Source organism: Pectobacterium sp. S5 (assembly GCF_051707265.1).
GTDB lineage: Bacteria > Pseudomonadota > Gammaproteobacteria > Enterobacterales > Enterobacteriaceae > Pectobacterium > Pectobacterium polare.
This window is the reverse complement of sequence record NZ_JAULSZ010000001.1, coordinates 767,251-782,379: the sequence shown is the minus strand read 5'-3', so window position 1 is coordinate 782,379 and position 15,129 is coordinate 767,251. Positions and strand designations below refer to the sequence as shown.

Here is a 15,129-nt window from a genome sequence, read left to right as displayed (position 1 = left end):
CAACTCGATGTGGCAGTTGTTGAACACATGACCTCGAACAGCACATTTCCGGAAATAAGCGTAGGGTAGCTAAAGCGTCGCTGTATTCGGCTTAGAGATTTGGGCATAGGCCGTTACATTTATGCCGACGTTCTCTCTCGCTTTCTCTCGCAGCGTTGCTATATCCCGCTTTGGGGCAACGCCAAACATACGACTGTATTCGCGACTGAATTGTGATGGACTTTCATATCCAACCTCGAAAGCCGCCGTTGAAACGTCACGGTGTTCGTTCAGCATCAGTCGTTTCGCCTCATTCAGGCGCAACCATTTTTGATACTGAATTGGACTCATCGCCGTCAGTTGCCGAAAGTGCTGATGGAATGATGGCGTACTCATCTGAGAATGGTGAGCCAACTCTTCAACCCGCAAGGGCAATGCAAAGTTCACCTTGAGCCAATCTATCGCCTTTCCAATCCGGTGCCCATGGCCATCGACGGCTGCAACTTGTCGCAGCCTGGCAGCCTGATCGCTCATCAATAACCTGTAGTGAATCTCACGTTGAATCATTGGCTCAAGAATGGGGATGGCCTCTGGTTCATCCAACAATGCCACTAGACGGCTGAACGGCGCTAAGATCGCCTCCGTGACGGTACCAATACCTACGCCAGTACTTACTGATCTATCCCTTCGAGACGACAAATTGCCGTGGGCGATCAACTCAGCCAAAACTCGCTGATCCAGTTTGAATGCTAACCCTAAACACGGTCGGTCACTGCTTGCCTCTGTGACTTCTGAGTTCGCGGGCAGGTCAAGCGATGTGACCAAAAATCGCGATGAATCATATTCGTAACCCTCACCACCGACCCACATCTTCTTGGCCCCATCCACAACCAGAACGATGCTGGGGGGAACCATACAACTGACTGGTGGCGCTGGTGCATTGCGGCGAAAGAGATCCAAACCCGGAATCGCAGTGCCGAAATCGCCTGTGCCAGGTGTGCGTTCACCGATGTCGCTAATCAGCGCACTCAGGTAGTCATCTCGTTGCTTCTTGGGGGATTGTGCAGAAATCATCTTGGCTCGCTCCTCTACGAATTTCACTTCTCACTGTAGCCTATCTGAGACGCGTAAGCCTATAGGGCCTGCAAAGGTTCATAGGATTAGGCATGTAAACCATAGAAATATGCTAATGGAACGCAGGTCAAAGATTCTACAATCCTCACACCAAGAACGAGCATGCCTCGGCGCTTGGAATTAGTAGACACGCCAACAGGCCGAGCTGTGATAGCGGTTGGGTCTGGACTAGATAAAACAGAACAATGGTCGTGTTACCAGAACCGTTTGTAGGCTGCGCTGGAGCGCTCATCGACAACGTACCAAATCAATGAACAAAACGGGCATGTCAACGGCATGCCAGCATCTCCTGTGCTACCAGTAATGAGGAAATACTTACGTGTTATTAAATCGCAGCAGCCAACATTTTCATGGCGAAGAACGAAAAGCATGGGGCGCCGTAGTTGCGATGTCTTTGGCCGCCTTCGCTTTGGTCGCCTCGGAGTTTATGCCTGTCAGCCTGTTAACACCTCTGGCAACTGACTTACTGATCACTGAGGGCCAGGCAGGTATGGGTATCTCGGTATCCGGACTGTTCGCCCTGTTCACCGCACTTTTGATTACACCTATCGCCGCCAAGGTGGAACGCAAGCGCCTATTGTTATCTATGATCCTGCTTATGGTCATTTCTGGAACAATAGTTGCGTTCGCTGCCAACTACGAAATGTTCATGGCTGGACGAGCGCTCATCGGCGTGGCAATTGGCGGTTTCTGGTCACTTAGCGCTGCCACATCCATTCGTCTTGTTCCAGCCCATCAAGTGCCAAAAGCCCTTGCATTAGTCAACGGTGGCAATGCACTCGCCACGGTTATTGCAGCGCCAGTGGGCAGTTACCTCGGCGCTTTCATCGGCTGGCGATGGGCATTCTTTACCGTGGTTCCGGTTGCCATGATAGCACTTGCGTGGATCATGCTCAGCATGCCCAGACTGGCACCTCGTCCCACATCGTCAGGCTCGGGCAATGTTCTCCTGCTTCTCAAGAAGCCGCCCATCGCATTGGGGATGTTAGCGGTCGCGGGTTTCTTCATGGGCCAGTTTATGTTGTTCACGTACCTGCGACCATTCCTTGAAACGGTAACCCGACTCGATATCTCGATGGTGTCTTTCGTGCTGCTGCTGATCGGCGTCGGTGGCCTTATCGGTACGTTTCTGATCGGAGCCTTCCTGAAAGACGGCGGCCTGTACAAAACACTGGTCAGCGTGCCGATCATGATGGCGATAATCGCACTGGCGCTGGTGGAATATGGTGATGCCATGTTAACGACCGCAGTACTTCTGGTCATTTGGGGGCTAATCGCGACGGCGACGCCGGTGGCGTGGTTCACCTGGATTGCACGCTCGGTTCCGAATGACGTCGAGGCAGGTGGTGGCCTTTTCGTTGCCATTTGCCAACTCGCGATTGCTCTCGGAGGCACTGTCGGCGGAATCCTTTTTGACACGCTCGGCTACCGGGCGACGTTCGAAGTCAGTGCCCTTTTGCTTGCTGCGACTGCCGTTCTCTCTTACCTCGCGGGCCGGTCAGCAGTTAAAGCTGCTAGCAAAGAAGACGTTCATGCGAGAGAGGCTCTGGCATTGGGCGAGTGAATGATGCGCCGTATTACGGAATATGCCGTCCCAATGTGTACCCGATCCAACATGAACGGCAGAGCAGTACCCGATATCGGTATGTATTAGGCACAAATGTCGTGGAGTGAGTTGTCATCGCCTTTTCTCGGCGAGCCATAACCCTGCTTCACACCTTTTGTAATCAAGAAAAATTGACTTAAAAGGAGCTAGAGATGGAGCAATTCTCTTTCTACAACCCGACCCGAATTGAATTCGGATCAGGAAAGGAAGCCGAGATCGGAAAGCACCTCACCGAGCACCGGATTAGCAACGTTCTGCTGTGCTACGGAAGCGAACGTATTAAACGTGAGGGATTGTTTGATGTCGTGAGCCGAAGCCTTGCTGAGCAAGGTATCACATTTGTAGAACTCGGCGGCATCGTCAGCAATCCAGTTCTTTCGAAAGTTCGTGAAGGCATCGAACTCGCCCGAGCACATGGTGTAGACGCCGTCCTGAGCGTAGGGGGTGGTTCTGTGCTTGACAGCGCCAAGGCGATCGCTGCGGGCGCACAATACGAAGGCGATATCTGGGATCTGTTTGTCGGGAAGGGGGCGCTTACATCGGCACTACCCTTGTTTGCGATCCTAACGATCGCAGCGACGGGCAGCGAAATGAACGGCTATGGCGTGGTCACCAACGAAGAGACTCAGGAAAAGTTATCCATCGGTAACGATCACACACGTCCCAAGGTATCCATACTCAGCCCGGCGCTCATGGCCGGTGTATCGCGCGACTATCTGGCCTATTCGGCTGCTGACATCATCTCGCATCTTATCGAGGTGTACTTTACCGCAACGGTTCAGCCCAAGTTGCAGTCACGTCTCGTGGAATCGCTGATTAATACCGTGATCGACACAACGCGTTCGTTGCTGGATAACCCTGCCGACGATGCTGCGCGTGGGGAGTTTGCCTGGGCCGCCACACTGGCGCAAAACGGCCTGACGTTCTCCGGCTGTGCGGGGTTCGGCTACCCCAATCACGCAATAGAGCATTCATTGTCGGCGCTGTTCAACGTGCCGCACGGTGCGGGGCTTTCAGTTGTTATGCCTGCCTGGATGAAGTGGTACCAGGAGCAGAATAAATCTCAGTTCGAGCGCTTTGCCAAGTATGTGTTCGGTTTACCGTCGGCCGAAGAAGGCATTGCTGCATTGGAACGCTGGTTCGTCGAGATCGACACGCCCATCCGCTTGGGACAGTTGGGCATACAGGAGTCGGATCTACCCGCCATCGTAGCCAACGTGCAAATCAATGTGAAGGCGTTCGGCATCGCAGATGCTTATCCCCCCCATGTAGTGACAGACATTCTCAAACGCGCGCTGTGAGGCGAGCACTATTTACCTAATCCTGAAGGAGTAAAGCCATGACCCGTTTATTTTCTCCAACGAATTTCTTCAAAGTTGCACTCATCGCAAGTGCTATATCAATGGTCGGCGTACAGTCAGCTACGGCTCAGACTCAGGCGTCTACCGCAGATACACCGTTGCAATTGGTCCAAACTTGGGACAAGACCTTCCCCCAGAGCAAGAAAGTTGATCACCAGAAGGTCACCTTCAAAAATCGCTACGGCATCACCCTTGCCGCCGACCTGTATCTACCGAAGAACCGTGAGAATCAGAGCCTGCCTGCGCTGGTGGTTGGCGGTCCGTTCGGTGCAGTGAAGGAACAAGCATCGGGCTTGTACGCACAAACGCTTGCCGAGCGCGGTTTTGTTACGCTGGCCTTCGATGCTTCCTATACAGGGGAGAGCGGCGGCGAGCCACGTAACGTAGCGTCACCGGATATTAACACTGAGGATTTCATGGCGGCGGTGGATTTCATCGGGCTGCAACCCTACGTCAATCGTGAGCGTATCGGTGTGATCGGCATCTGCGGTATGGGCGGCATCGCATTGAATGCCGTGGCTGCCGACAAGCGTGTCAAAGCCGTTGTCGCCAGTACCATGTATGACATGAGCCGTGTTATGTCTAAAGGGTATAACGATAGCGTGACGCCTGAACAACGGGAGCAGACGCTGGAGAAACTGAGTCGGCAGCGCTGGGAAGATGCGGCGAACAAAACACCCGCTTACCAACCGGCCTATAACCACTTGAAGGGCGGCGAAGCGCAGTTCCTGGTTGATTACGCTGACTACTATATGACGCCACGTGGTTATCACCAGAGGGCTGTCAACTCTGGTAACTCTTGGACGGTCACCACGCCGCTGTCGTTCATGAATATGCCGATCCTGACTTACATCAAGGAAATTTCGCCACGTCCTATCCTGTTTGTCCACGGTGAAAAGGCTCACTCGCGTTACTTTGCGGAAACTGCTTATGAAGCCGCCGCGCAGCCGAAAGAACTCCTGATCGTTAAAGGCGCCAGCCACGTTGATCTATATGATCGCATGGATAAGATTCCCTTCGACGCAATGACAACGTTCTTCAATAAATATCTGTAAAACCGATAAATTGGGGGGAAGCATATGGATATCATCTACAACTTCAAAGGAAAAGTTGCCCTGGTCACTGGCGCAGCGATGGGAATGGGGCTAGCCACCGCACGCGCGTTCGCACGAAGCGGCGCGTGTGTAGTGTTGGCAGATCGCAATGGTGAACTTGCTGTTCAGCATGCTAGCGCCCTCGTAGCAGAGGGGGCTTGCGCCTTGGGGGTTACTTGTGACGTGACAGACGAAGCTCAGATCGCTTCGACTGTGGATCGAGTCATCGCTGAATATGGGCAGTTGGACATGGCCTTCAACAACGCTGGCATCCAGGTGGCGCCATGTGATGCAGCCGAAGAGCCGGCCGAGGCATTCCAGCGGGTCGTGGCCGTCAACCAATTTGGCGTTTGGGCAAGCATGAAGCATGAGCTTCGGGTAATGCGCTCCCGAGGAACTGGGGCAATCGTTAACAATTCATCGCTAGGCGGTCTGGTTGGGCTGCCCGGTCGAGCGTCCTATCATGGTACCAAGCATGCCGTTCTGGGCATGACCAAGAGCGCGGCAGTGGAGTATGCGGCGCTTGGCATACGCATCAACGCGATATGTCCAGGCACCATCGACACACCGATGGTGCAGGACATGCTCAACGGACAACCAGAGGCGATGGCTGCGATCCTGAAGGAACACCCGATTGGGCGAGTGGGGCGGGACGATGAGATCGCCGCCGCAGTCCTGTGGCTGTGCAGCTCCGCAGCGAGCTTCGTGATCGGCGTCGGCCTTCCTGTGGACGGTGGCTTCACTGCCCATTGAATGCGCTGATATGGAATGGCAGCCCATCAATCGTGTTGGTGGGCTGCCTATATCGGTCGCAACAATCCCTATCCCCGATAACGGATACCTTCTCGCTTATGGCATATGATATGAGAAGCACATTGATTGGTCTGAGTTGCTTTCTGGCTGCTTCAGCTTTTGCGGCGAGTTTGCCTGAGCCACTACGGGCAAATGCTGCCGAGCTGGCCTACGACGGACTCACACGAGGGCCTGTACCCATTCCACCCGCCGAGCGGGCTCTGCAAACCGTTGAAGCAACCTCGTGGTTCAAGGTCGCCGACCAAGGGCTTATTCTGGAAGGGGCGATTTTCGATGCTAATGGTAACCTGCTTTTCTGCGATGTAACGGGTCGCCGTGTGTTGCGCTTGTCGCCGGACCGGAAATTGTCCACCATCATCACTTTAGAGGGACTACGACCGGGTGGACTGGCGCTGCATAAGGATGGCCGCCTCTTTATTGCCGCTATTGATCTCGATGCTGGGCGAGGCGCTATCTTTGCGTTGAGTCCTGATAGTTCATCCTTGAAGAACATCATTGACACCGACGCTGGATACTTACCCAATGATCTGGTGTTCGACAGCCAAGGCGGTTTCTACTTCACAGACTTCAAGGGCTCTTCTACGGAACCAAAGGGCGGCGTGTACTACGTCACACCTGATTTCGCTACGATCAAACCCGTTTTGCCAAACTTATCAATGGCGAATGGCCTTGCCCTCAGCCCAGACGGCAAAACCCTGTGGGCCAGCGAATTCGGCCGCAACCTCTTGCATCGTGTTGAATTGGCCGATCCGACGACAATCGCCCCAATCGGCTCTGCCATTCCCTACCGATTTACAGGGCCAGCACCGGACTCGATGCGCGTGGATGCAGATGGCAATGTCTACGTGGCGATTTATGGGCAAGGCCGGATTATGGTCTTCAACCGTAACGGCATTCCCATCGGACAAATTTTGTTGCCTGATAGGGATAATGGGCGGAACCTGCATTCAACCAGTCTGGCTATACGGCCTGGTACAAATGATCTTTATGTCGTTTCCAGCGATGGCCCTGGCGGACAGCAGGCCGCTATTTTCCACTCAAAGGTTTTTGGCTTAGGTCTTACACCCGAGGGAGTTCATCAGTGAAAGCTTTCAATATCTGGTTTGTGATCAAAGTGGGGCTGATTATTGCTCTTGTGTCTGTACTGGCCGTGGTCGCTTATCTGCAGCATCCCTTGTTTGGTCAGCTTCCATCTGATGAGCAATTGGCACGCATCACGCAGTCGCGGAACTACCTCCAGGGGGAATTCCGAAACCAACTCGAAACGCCGTTACTGACAACCGATGAATCACAGTTCTCAATCATGTTAAGTAACAGTTTCGGCAACAATGGCAATCCGCGGCCTCCGGGCGCGATCCCTGCGATGAAAACAGATCTCAAAGCCCTTGATGCAAAACGGGATTTGGTAGTCTGGCTGGGGCATTCGTCATACTTTGTACAAATGGCTGGGAAACGCATCCTGATTGACCCGGTGTTCAGTGCCAACGCTGCGCCAATCCCGTGGGCCAACGAGGCATTCGAAGGCACAAATCTGTATAGCGCACAGGACATGCCTGACATTGATGTATTGCTGATAAGCCACGATCACTACGACCATCTGGACTATCCCACCGTTCTGGCGCTTCGAGACAAGGTCAAACGAGTGGTCGTTGGCCTTGGCGTTGGGGCGCACTTCAAACGTTGGGGCTACTCTGCTGATCAGATTCAGGAAGCTGACTGGAATGACATCGTCAAGGAATCTCCTGAGCTGGATATCCACGTCGTTCCGGCCCGACATTTTTCCGGTCGTACGCTGACGCGGGACCAGTCACTCTGGGTTGGTTTTGCGCTGGTATCGCCGCAACGTCGCATCTTCTTTAGTGGCGACTCAGGGTACGGCCCGCATTTCGCCGCAATCGGCCAACAACTAGGACCCTTTGACTGGGCAACGGTCGATACAGGGCAGTATGACCCGCGCTGGGCTTATGTGCATATGAATCCTGAAGAGGCTGCTCAGGCTGCCGAGGATTTGAGGGCACGCACGTTTACACCAGGCCATGCAGGCCGCTTCTCAATCTCGCCTCACGACTGGGATGACCCGTTTAAGCGAATCACAGCGGCAAGCGCCGGGCGTGGATATGCGCTATGGACGCCGGAAATTGGTCGCGCGATTTATTTAGACGACCAGGCACAGACGTTTACCCGGTGGTGGGAGCAAGTGCGATAGCGCTTAACACCTTGTTTTATCTAGCAGATGGTACACACACCGGTTCAGCCACATTTAATGTGCTGGTAGGGGATAAAACGGTGGGACAAATCACGACCTCAATTACGGTTTGGAAAGCGGGAAGTCGTGGACATTACTAGGGTTATGAAAATACGGGCGCAACATTGCATATGTTTACGACGGCAGTAAAACAGGACGATGTTGTCCAAGTGGTTATGGCAAGTCTGGATTTCATAGCAGCAGTGATATCAGTGTTTCATTATCTCAGTAAGAGCAGGGTGAATAGGGATTTTTTGACAGGTTTATGACTTAATAAGAAATAATATCTGAACCTAAATAAAAATCTCATTCATCATCTCTGTATTGACGCCTGATACGGGTTTCGGTATTGAACCATCCATAAAAAGCGCCCAACATTCCGTCCTCAAAAGGAATAGTTTACTGTCAAAGGAAAATGACAATGCCGGGTGCTGCCCGTCTTAACGATATTGGAAGTGGTCATGACTGCTTCCCTGAACCCCCGATAACCGAAGGCAGTCCTGACGTTATTATTAATGGTCAGCCTGCGGCTCGTAGAGGCGATACCGTTCTGCTCCACGGTTGTCCCTGTCCCAATGCACCACATGGTGTTCATTCCCGAAAAATCGCCGAAGGTTCATCGACCGTCATTATTAACGGTAAAAATGCTGCGCGTATTGGGGATGGCATCAATTGTGGTGGTGTCATTTTTTCTGGCAGTGGCAATGTCATCATTGGTGATACCCCTCATCGTTCTCCGGTTCAGGAATGCGCTAAACAAGCAGCGTTAAGCCGTGCGCAATTACTGGCGCTAACACCGATGCTGGCCGTCGAGCCTGTTTTTGCCAAATCCAGTTTACGTGGTGCTGGTTGTACGAATGCGGGAACGGAAGACGAGCCACAGGGCAATATTGGGGAAATGAGTGTCTATTTCTCCGCGCCTGTTGGTGAACCTATCGCTCCGGCTGATAAACCGGGTGAAGTAAAACAGTATGCGCAGGCAGCGAAAAAGAAAAATACGTCTTCTGCCGTTTCTTCTCCCCAATCATTTACCGGAAAAAGCGAACCGTTACCCCAGACTCCGCCCGGTGTGATTAACAAGACTCAGATACCCCCGATGGAGCCGTGGTATAAAACGGTTTTTGATCTGTTAGTGGGTAAAGCGGATGCGGCCATGTTGCCGCCACCTCAACAACTAGTCATGGCTGGTACGGCAGCACAGGCAGGGGCGACTGCTGCTGCGGGTGGCGCTGTAGCTCAGGCCAATCAGAATGCAGCGAAAGAACTGACACATCAGATGAAACGCCTTTCTGGTCCATCAATCTGGCAGGGCCAGTTGCAGATGGCACAGAGTTTCTTGCTGATAGGGGCGCTGATTCAGCAGCATCTGAAAGGGGAAAAAGCAGACCTGCTGACACCTGAGAAATTGCTTGAGGTAGCTAATAAGCAGGGAACCGTTTCCAGTCGTGTGCGTTATCAGTGGATGGAAGATGAGGAAACAGGCAGGCTGAAGGCGGTTGGCTACCACACCAGTATGGAAAGCGGGCGCGATCAGGTGCGTGTCAGACTACTGAAATATGATTTCCCCAATAACCGCTATGAATTCTGGGAAGAGGGGGCAACAGGGCCAACGATTCTATGGACGCCGGATAATCCGGGAGTAGAATTACCCACGGATACGGCACACGGTGAACAGCCTGTTATCCCATCAGCCATACCGGGGTTTGAAATTCCCGAAATGGATGATGTCAGCATTCTTGTCACACCTATGCCGGACGAGAAGGATTTTCGGGATTACATTCTGGTGTTCCCTGAGAATGCGTTTCCACCGATTTATGTTTATTTGAGTAAGTTGCCTGTTAACTTGCTTGATGTTGATTTATACAGTAATTTCATTGGACGCTCACGACAAGGGAAGTATCAGGCTGATCACATGCCTTCCGCAGCTGCGGTAAAAGCTTACCTTAAGCGTTTGTATCCTGATTTGCGAAAAGATAAATTGGAACAAATGGCTAGAGAGGTTGCTGCGATTATCATTCCTACCGAAATTCACCAAAAAATCAGCGAAACGTATGGTGGACGTAATAGTGCAGATAATATTGAACTTGATTCACAAGATTTGAGAGGGGCATTGGATCGTAATTTTGATGCGATAAAACCTCAATTAAAAGAGCATGGTGTAACAGAAGAACAGTTAGAACTGGCAAGAGGTAAATGCATAAACTTAATGAAGAACAGGGGTTGTACTAATGTCTGTAAACGTAGAAGCGTTAATCGCCTGCTTAGGAAAAACGTATCAAGAGATATTTGATGCAGGTCTGATTCCCTATAAGAAAAAACCAACAGGTTTTTCTGGCGATCCAGATATCAGTTTGGATATGATAAAAGAAGGTATTTACCTTTCTTTTAATAGGGTTGATAAAGTTTTAAATGAGATAACATTGAGAATTAAGTGCGAAAAAATAAGTAACTGGAATTTTTCTAATGAATTACCTACTCCTTTACGTAAAAATATGATTCGTGGTTGGGTGCACGAAAATATTGGTTTTCCAGAGAAGAGCCTTCTTCCAAGAAAGGTATTGAAAGAAGATATTGGCTATACAGATCTTTATAATTTTAAAAAATATAATATCCCTGTAAGCATGCAGATAGATTATGACAATAATGAAAAGGTTGAAGCAATAACATATTTACTTTCGTCAATGGTTAGGTGGTGATTGTTATCTGATTTTATTCTCCCGGTGAAGAATAATGAAAAAGGTAAATGAATTGGCTAATAAATATAACTACCCATGCCCGTGCTGTGGTAAACATGAGTTCGAAGTATTAGGTGAATATGACATTTGCTCTCATTGTGGATGGGAAGATGATCCCGTTCAGTTACGAGAACCTGACTACCCCGGAGGGGCAAATCAGATGAGTTTAAATGAAGCTAGAGAAGCTTTTAGAAATGGTCAAAAAGTTAAATGATGTAATAGTAGAGATATATGGAGAGTTATTCTTTATTTGATGTTATTTCTTTAAAAAATGATCTTCCAGAGGAAGGGTTGAAAAAAGGAATGCTAGGGGCTATTGTGCACATTTATGACGAGCCATCCCCTGCATATGACATAGAGTTTTGTGATGATAATGGTGAGACACTAGCTTGGATTACATTACCATTAGACTGTTTCAGTAAGGTTGGTTTTAAAAAATAGTCTGATGATTTAATCATTAAAATAAAAATATCATAACGACGAACTGTAATCAAAAAAATTAAATAGCAGCACAACAACCTGTGTGCTGCTCACTTTTCCACATAATTAAAGCTGTAGCTTTAATGCGTTACCCTCATGGCTGTTTCCTTAGTCTGCTGAGATCACTTCTGGCGTATGAAAAGTACGGAATAACAGATCAAGTCGTTCCCAAAGAACGAAAATCAAAATCTCTTTTGCCTTGGGTTCATTCAGTTCAACAACGGCATAAATTATATGCCCTACACTGATCGATGATTTCTTCCAGCTCTAGTGGTGTGTTATCGAACATGATAAGCCTCCGCTGCTGAATGCTGAGTTGTAGCAAAAAAAGCAGTAGCTAGATGCAGAGTTTCAGGAAGGGAATAGGTAAACTGACAGACAGCCATAGCGTTATCCTTCTAACGTTGAGGTTAGCCCTTGTCTGGTACGCCAATACCTTTCAGGGGCGATTATTTCATGAATAGCTTTGTGTTAAGTTGTTTACTTGCTTGGCTGCAATGTAAGGCTAGGATTTGTACTAGTCAATTGTTAACACGATACAAAAAGCTACGACGGATAAGCTTCCGACCTTTCAAATGTACATATGTATGAACGGTTTTCAGTACTGAGTAGTTTACTGACATTTCTTCGATATAAGCTCTTGCATTTTATTAATGATAGTGATAATTAATATCATTATCTTTTATCGATGGAAATTTTCTTGAATGGTGCTTAATAAAAAATATGTATTCCCATTTATTTTTATTGCGTTAGGAGGAATGTTATCTTCATGTAGTATCAAAAAACAAGGGCTCCCACTACATGGAGGAATTATTTCTACATTAGAAAATCGATATCCACAAGATTCAAAAATAAGGCTAGCATACGGGCCAAGTGTTGTTCTTCATATATCAGTTATTCATTTCCAAGAAATAAAAAAACTCTGTGAAGAACGAGAGGGGACTTTTGAACAATATACTATGGATGCAGGATGGTGTATTGGTGATAATGACAGACCTCAGTATGTATTTTTTAAGGATATATTTGATAATGGAAAAGGAACGATTTCTATTGCAGAAAAAGGGGATGGTGTAAGTGATGAGTCTTGGATCGCGCATACAAAAGAGTCTTATAAATATTTCTGGGCTAAAAGATATGGCAATTAATTTAAATGTAAGGTCGGCTTCTGTCATTCTTTCGATATTATTAATCTCTGGATGTTCTAATGGGAAGTTAAGGATTGGAGAGCCACCGGAAAATGGTGTAATTCACGCGATTGAGAAAATATATCCAGATAAATCTGGGATGATGGTAAGTTCTTGGCCTTATGTTACTCTCCATGCAGATAGTGATACTTTTGTTTTTTTAAAAAAATTCTGTGAAGAAAAAAATTATAATTTCGAAAATATCTTACCATCGTTAGGGTGGTGTATATCCGATGATGAATATCCATTATTTGTTTTTTTCGATGATAGAACGGGTCGCTTGGGAATTAGAGAAAAATCAACTAACACTAAAGAGTTGGAGTGGGTTAATTATACAAAAAATGAATTTAAAATTTTATGGTATAATCATAAATGATTTTGAAATTTATCCATCCATCTATAAAATTATTAGGGATTAGTTGTATGAAAGAAATGAGTTGCCGTTATTGAATGGAATATTAATTAATTGTATATCACGGAGAGTATCATTATAAATATATTCATCCGTGATATTATCACTCAGTTCACTTTTCGACTGTGAAGCACGAAACACCCGGTTTATCTGTTCCACATGATCTGATTATTTGATGGGTCTCATCAAATTTATCATTAAGTGCATTAATAAAAATGCCACTATCACCAAAGATAAAACTAATTGCCGTGGCTATCAACGCCGCCAAAACGCCGTATTCAATTGCAGTAGCACCACTCTCGTTACTTAAAAATGAACGAAATTTCAATTCCATAACAGCAACCCCTTGCCTGATTGAAAGTGTGTATACCCTAAATAATTCGAGTTTCAGGCAGACGGCAAGCGAGGGGATCCCGATGACCTTACTCAAGTAAGTTATTCGGGTAGCCGAACGAAGCTAACGTACATGCAACTTGAAGTATGACGGGTGTAGACGTTTTTATCTTATAACCCTTGGCTTTCATGGTAATGATTTTCATTATCAAAATCAATAATGACTTATGATAGGGACTTTAAGTGGTCTGATGTTTTTACTGCTTTTGTGTTCTGACAGTTATCTCACCCTGATGGTATCAGTCATCCATGACCTGAGCTAAATTTTATCCCTTCTGCCCAAACTCAAACGGCCTAACCATCCCATTGCGATTAGCATCAAGGAAATCAGCCCACCATTGCAGCATCAGGTGACGTTGTTCGAGATGTTTGGCCTTGTGGGTATAGGCAGCGCGAACGTTGTTCTTTTCCATATGGCTCATTTGAAGCTCCACAACATCTTCAGGCCAGATCCCCGATTCAATCAACGCACTACACGCCAGCGTTCGGAAACCATGACCACACAGATCGGTTTTGGTGTCATAGCCCATTTTGCGTAGTGCCTTGTTGATGGTGTTTTCACTCATCGGTTTCATAGCATCATAACAGCCAGTCAGGATAAAGCCGCCATCACCGTTAACGTCATAGGTGAGGTCTTTAAGCTCTTCCAAAATTGCCAGCGCTTGATCGTATAGAGGAACATAATGTTTCCTGCGCATTTTTGCACCACGGCCTGAATGCTTGATCCCTTCAATGGCTTCACGCTGTTCAGGGATAACCCACAAAGTACTTTTGAAATCGATCTCTGACCAACGGGCAAAGCGCAATTCGCTGGAACGGATGAAAAGGTGCAGGGTGAGTGAGACTGCCAAACGGGTTAATTCTCTCCCTTGCTTGTAGTTCTCAATGCGGGTCAATAGTTCCGGTAGTTGCTCCAGCGGAAGGGCAGGGTAGTGGCGTTTAACCGGAGGGGCGATAATACCGTCCAGATTTGCCGCCGGGTTGTGCTCTATTAATTCCTGATGTACGGCATGACGCATGATGTTGCACATATGCTGCCGGGTACGAGCCGCCACTTCCAGCAAACCTTTTTTCTCAACCCCTTTCAGCAACTCGATGAAGTGGCGAGTTTTCAGCTCAGTGATCGGCAGGTGTCCAATGATCGGGAAGATATGGTTATTCATGCTGGCGAGCAGACGGGCGGCATGGTTCTCTGACCATGTTCGGTTGCTTTTATGCCACTCCAGTGCCACATGCTTGAAGGTTTTTTCTGGTGAGGAAGTGGTTTTTTCAGCAGAGCGCTGTTGTGCTGGATTGATATTCTGCGCCAGCAACTTGCGGATACCGTCACGCTGCTGACGAGCGTCGGCTAAAGATACGTCTGGATAAGCACCTAGGCTGAGGCGGGATTCTTTTTTATTGATACGATATTTGAGATACCAGAGACGTGAACCGCCTAGATTAACCAGCAGATACAGACCATGAGAATCGGAAACTTTGAAGGGTTTAGCGGATGGTTTTAAGTTGCGGATTTTTGAGTCGTTAAGAGACATTTGGGGGTCACTCCGTTATCGAACCAACGTGACCCCGAATCTGACCACCAGATTCTCCCGATACTGAGGGAAAACGGAATGTGTACCGGAAAGACTTTTTCGCGTGAAAGTATTGAATAAACGGATAAAAACAAAAATCCCGCTTAAGTTTCCTTAAGCGG

14 protein-coding genes and 2 pseudogenes are annotated in these 15,129 nt (G+C 48.3%); 12 read left to right on the top strand and 4 right to left on the bottom strand.

Annotated features, from left to right (window positions below; genetic code table 11):
- Positions 1–69 precede the first annotated feature (69 nt).
- On the bottom strand, positions 70–1,053 hold the full coding sequence (locus QWJ20_RS03560; protein WP_433991870.1) for an AraC family transcriptional regulator N-terminal domain-containing protein: 984 nt from the start codon (positions 1,051–1,053) through the stop codon (positions 70–72).
- A gap of 379 nt (positions 1,054–1,432) precedes the next feature.
- On the opposite strand from QWJ20_RS03560, the gene QWJ20_RS03555 reads away from it, so the two are divergent.
- From QWJ20_RS03555 to QWJ20_RS03510, 10 genes and pseudogenes are all read left to right on the top strand, one after another.
- Entirely contained in the window at positions 1,433–2,677 is a 1,245-nt protein-coding gene (locus QWJ20_RS03555; RefSeq protein WP_433991869.1) for an MFS transporter, read from the top strand.
- A 194-nt stretch (positions 2,678–2,871) separates the two neighbouring features.
- Positions 2,872–4,020, top strand: a complete 1,149-nt coding sequence (locus QWJ20_RS03550) for an iron-containing alcohol dehydrogenase (protein ID WP_433991868.1) — start codon at positions 2,872–2,874, stop codon at positions 4,018–4,020.
- A 38-nt stretch (positions 4,021–4,058) separates the two neighbouring features.
- Entirely contained in the window at positions 4,059–5,135 is a 1,077-nt protein-coding gene (locus QWJ20_RS03545; RefSeq protein WP_095994127.1) for an alpha/beta hydrolase, read from the top strand.
- 24 nt (positions 5,136–5,159) lie between these two features.
- Complete coding sequence (locus QWJ20_RS03540) at positions 5,160–5,927, top strand: glucose 1-dehydrogenase (protein WP_433991867.1); 768 nt, start codon at positions 5,160–5,162, stop codon at positions 5,925–5,927.
- Positions 5,928–6,037: 110 nt separating this feature from the next.
- Positions 6,038–7,072, top strand: a complete 1,035-nt coding sequence (locus QWJ20_RS03535; RefSeq protein ID WP_433991866.1) for an SMP-30/gluconolactonase/LRE family protein — start codon at positions 6,038–6,040, stop codon at positions 7,070–7,072.
- Positions 7,069–8,193 carry an MBL fold metallo-hydrolase gene (locus tag QWJ20_RS03530; RefSeq protein WP_433991865.1) on the top strand — a complete coding sequence of 375 codons (1,125 nt, stop codon included), beginning with the start codon at positions 7,069–7,071 and terminating at the stop codon, positions 8,191–8,193. The genes QWJ20_RS03535 and QWJ20_RS03530 overlap by 4 nt, the downstream gene beginning before the upstream one ends.
- A gap of 460 nt (positions 8,194–8,653) precedes the next feature.
- Positions 8,654–10,063: pseudogene (locus tag QWJ20_RS03525) on the top strand (S-type pyocin domain-containing protein); the annotation flags it as partial.
- A 397-nt stretch (positions 10,064–10,460) separates the two neighbouring features.
- Positions 10,461–10,928 (top strand): DUF6392 family protein, encoded by a 468-nt coding sequence (locus tag QWJ20_RS03520; RefSeq protein ID WP_433991864.1) that lies wholly within the window; start codon positions 10,461–10,463, stop codon positions 10,926–10,928.
- 34 nt (positions 10,929–10,962) lie between these two features.
- Positions 10,963–11,181 (top strand): CPCC family cysteine-rich protein, encoded by a 219-nt coding sequence (locus QWJ20_RS03515; protein WP_433991863.1) that lies wholly within the window; start codon positions 10,963–10,965, stop codon positions 11,179–11,181.
- A 17-nt stretch (positions 11,182–11,198) separates the two neighbouring features.
- Positions 11,199–11,408 (top strand): DUF4926 domain-containing protein, encoded by a 210-nt coding sequence (locus tag QWJ20_RS03510; protein ID WP_433991862.1) that lies wholly within the window; start codon positions 11,199–11,201, stop codon positions 11,406–11,408.
- Positions 11,409–11,555: 147 nt separating this feature from the next.
- On the opposite strand, the pseudogene QWJ20_RS03505 reads toward QWJ20_RS03510, so the two are convergent.
- Positions 11,556–11,736, bottom strand: a pseudogene (locus QWJ20_RS03505) (hypothetical protein).
- A gap of 415 nt (positions 11,737–12,151) precedes the next feature.
- Between QWJ20_RS03505 and QWJ20_RS03500 the strand changes: the two are divergent.
- Positions 12,152–12,592 (top strand): hypothetical protein, encoded by a 441-nt coding sequence (locus QWJ20_RS03500; protein WP_119889613.1) that lies wholly within the window; start codon positions 12,152–12,154, stop codon positions 12,590–12,592.
- On the top strand, positions 12,582–13,007 hold the full coding sequence (locus tag QWJ20_RS03495; RefSeq protein ID WP_147387618.1) for a hypothetical protein: 426 nt from the start codon (positions 12,582–12,584) through the stop codon (positions 13,005–13,007). The genes QWJ20_RS03500 and QWJ20_RS03495 overlap by 11 nt, the downstream gene beginning before the upstream one ends.
- A gap of 148 nt (positions 13,008–13,155) precedes the next feature.
- Here QWJ20_RS03495 and QWJ20_RS03490 read toward each other — a convergent pair whose 3' ends face one another.
- The gene (locus QWJ20_RS03490) at positions 13,156–13,377 is read right to left on the bottom strand and encodes a Flp family type IVb pilin (RefSeq protein WP_119889611.1); all 222 of its coding nucleotides are present in this window, start codon (positions 13,375–13,377) and stop codon (positions 13,156–13,158) included.
- 325 nt (positions 13,378–13,702) lie between these two features.
- Positions 13,703–14,968, bottom strand: coding sequence for a tyrosine-type recombinase/integrase (locus QWJ20_RS03485; protein ID WP_433991861.1), 1,266 nt, complete (start codon positions 14,966–14,968; stop codon positions 13,703–13,705).
- Positions 14,969–15,129: the final 161 nt, after the last annotated feature.

Coding starts and splice junctions, on each gene's coding strand:
- QWJ20_RS03485 (WP_433991861.1), bottom strand. CDS start 14,968: ATGTCTCTTAACGACTCAAAAATCCGCAACTTAAAACCATCCGCTAAA.
- QWJ20_RS03545 (WP_095994127.1), top strand. CDS start 4,059: ATGACCCGTTTATTTTCTCCAACGAATTTCTTCAAAGTTGCACTCATC.
- QWJ20_RS03510 (WP_433991862.1), top strand. CDS start 11,199: ATGGAGAGTTATTCTTTATTTGATGTTATTTCTTTAAAAAATGATCTT.
- QWJ20_RS03490 (WP_119889611.1), bottom strand. CDS start 13,377: ATGGAATTGAAATTTCGTTCATTTTTAAGTAACGAGAGTGGTGCTACT.
- QWJ20_RS03515 (WP_433991863.1), top strand. CDS start 10,963: ATGAAAAAGGTAAATGAATTGGCTAATAAATATAACTACCCATGCCCG.
- QWJ20_RS03550 (WP_433991868.1), top strand. CDS start 2,872: ATGGAGCAATTCTCTTTCTACAACCCGACCCGAATTGAATTCGGATCA.
- QWJ20_RS03500 (WP_119889613.1), top strand. CDS start 12,152: ATGGTGCTTAATAAAAAATATGTATTCCCATTTATTTTTATTGCGTTA.
- QWJ20_RS03560 (WP_433991870.1), bottom strand. CDS start 1,053: ATGATTTCTGCACAATCCCCCAAGAAGCAACGAGATGACTACCTGAGT.
- QWJ20_RS03535 (WP_433991866.1), top strand. CDS start 6,038: ATGAGAAGCACATTGATTGGTCTGAGTTGCTTTCTGGCTGCTTCAGCT.
- QWJ20_RS03540 (WP_433991867.1), top strand. CDS start 5,160: ATGGATATCATCTACAACTTCAAAGGAAAAGTTGCCCTGGTCACTGGC.
- QWJ20_RS03520 (WP_433991864.1), top strand. CDS start 10,461: ATGTCTGTAAACGTAGAAGCGTTAATCGCCTGCTTAGGAAAAACGTAT.
- QWJ20_RS03495 (WP_147387618.1), top strand. CDS start 12,582: ATGGCAATTAATTTAAATGTAAGGTCGGCTTCTGTCATTCTTTCGATA.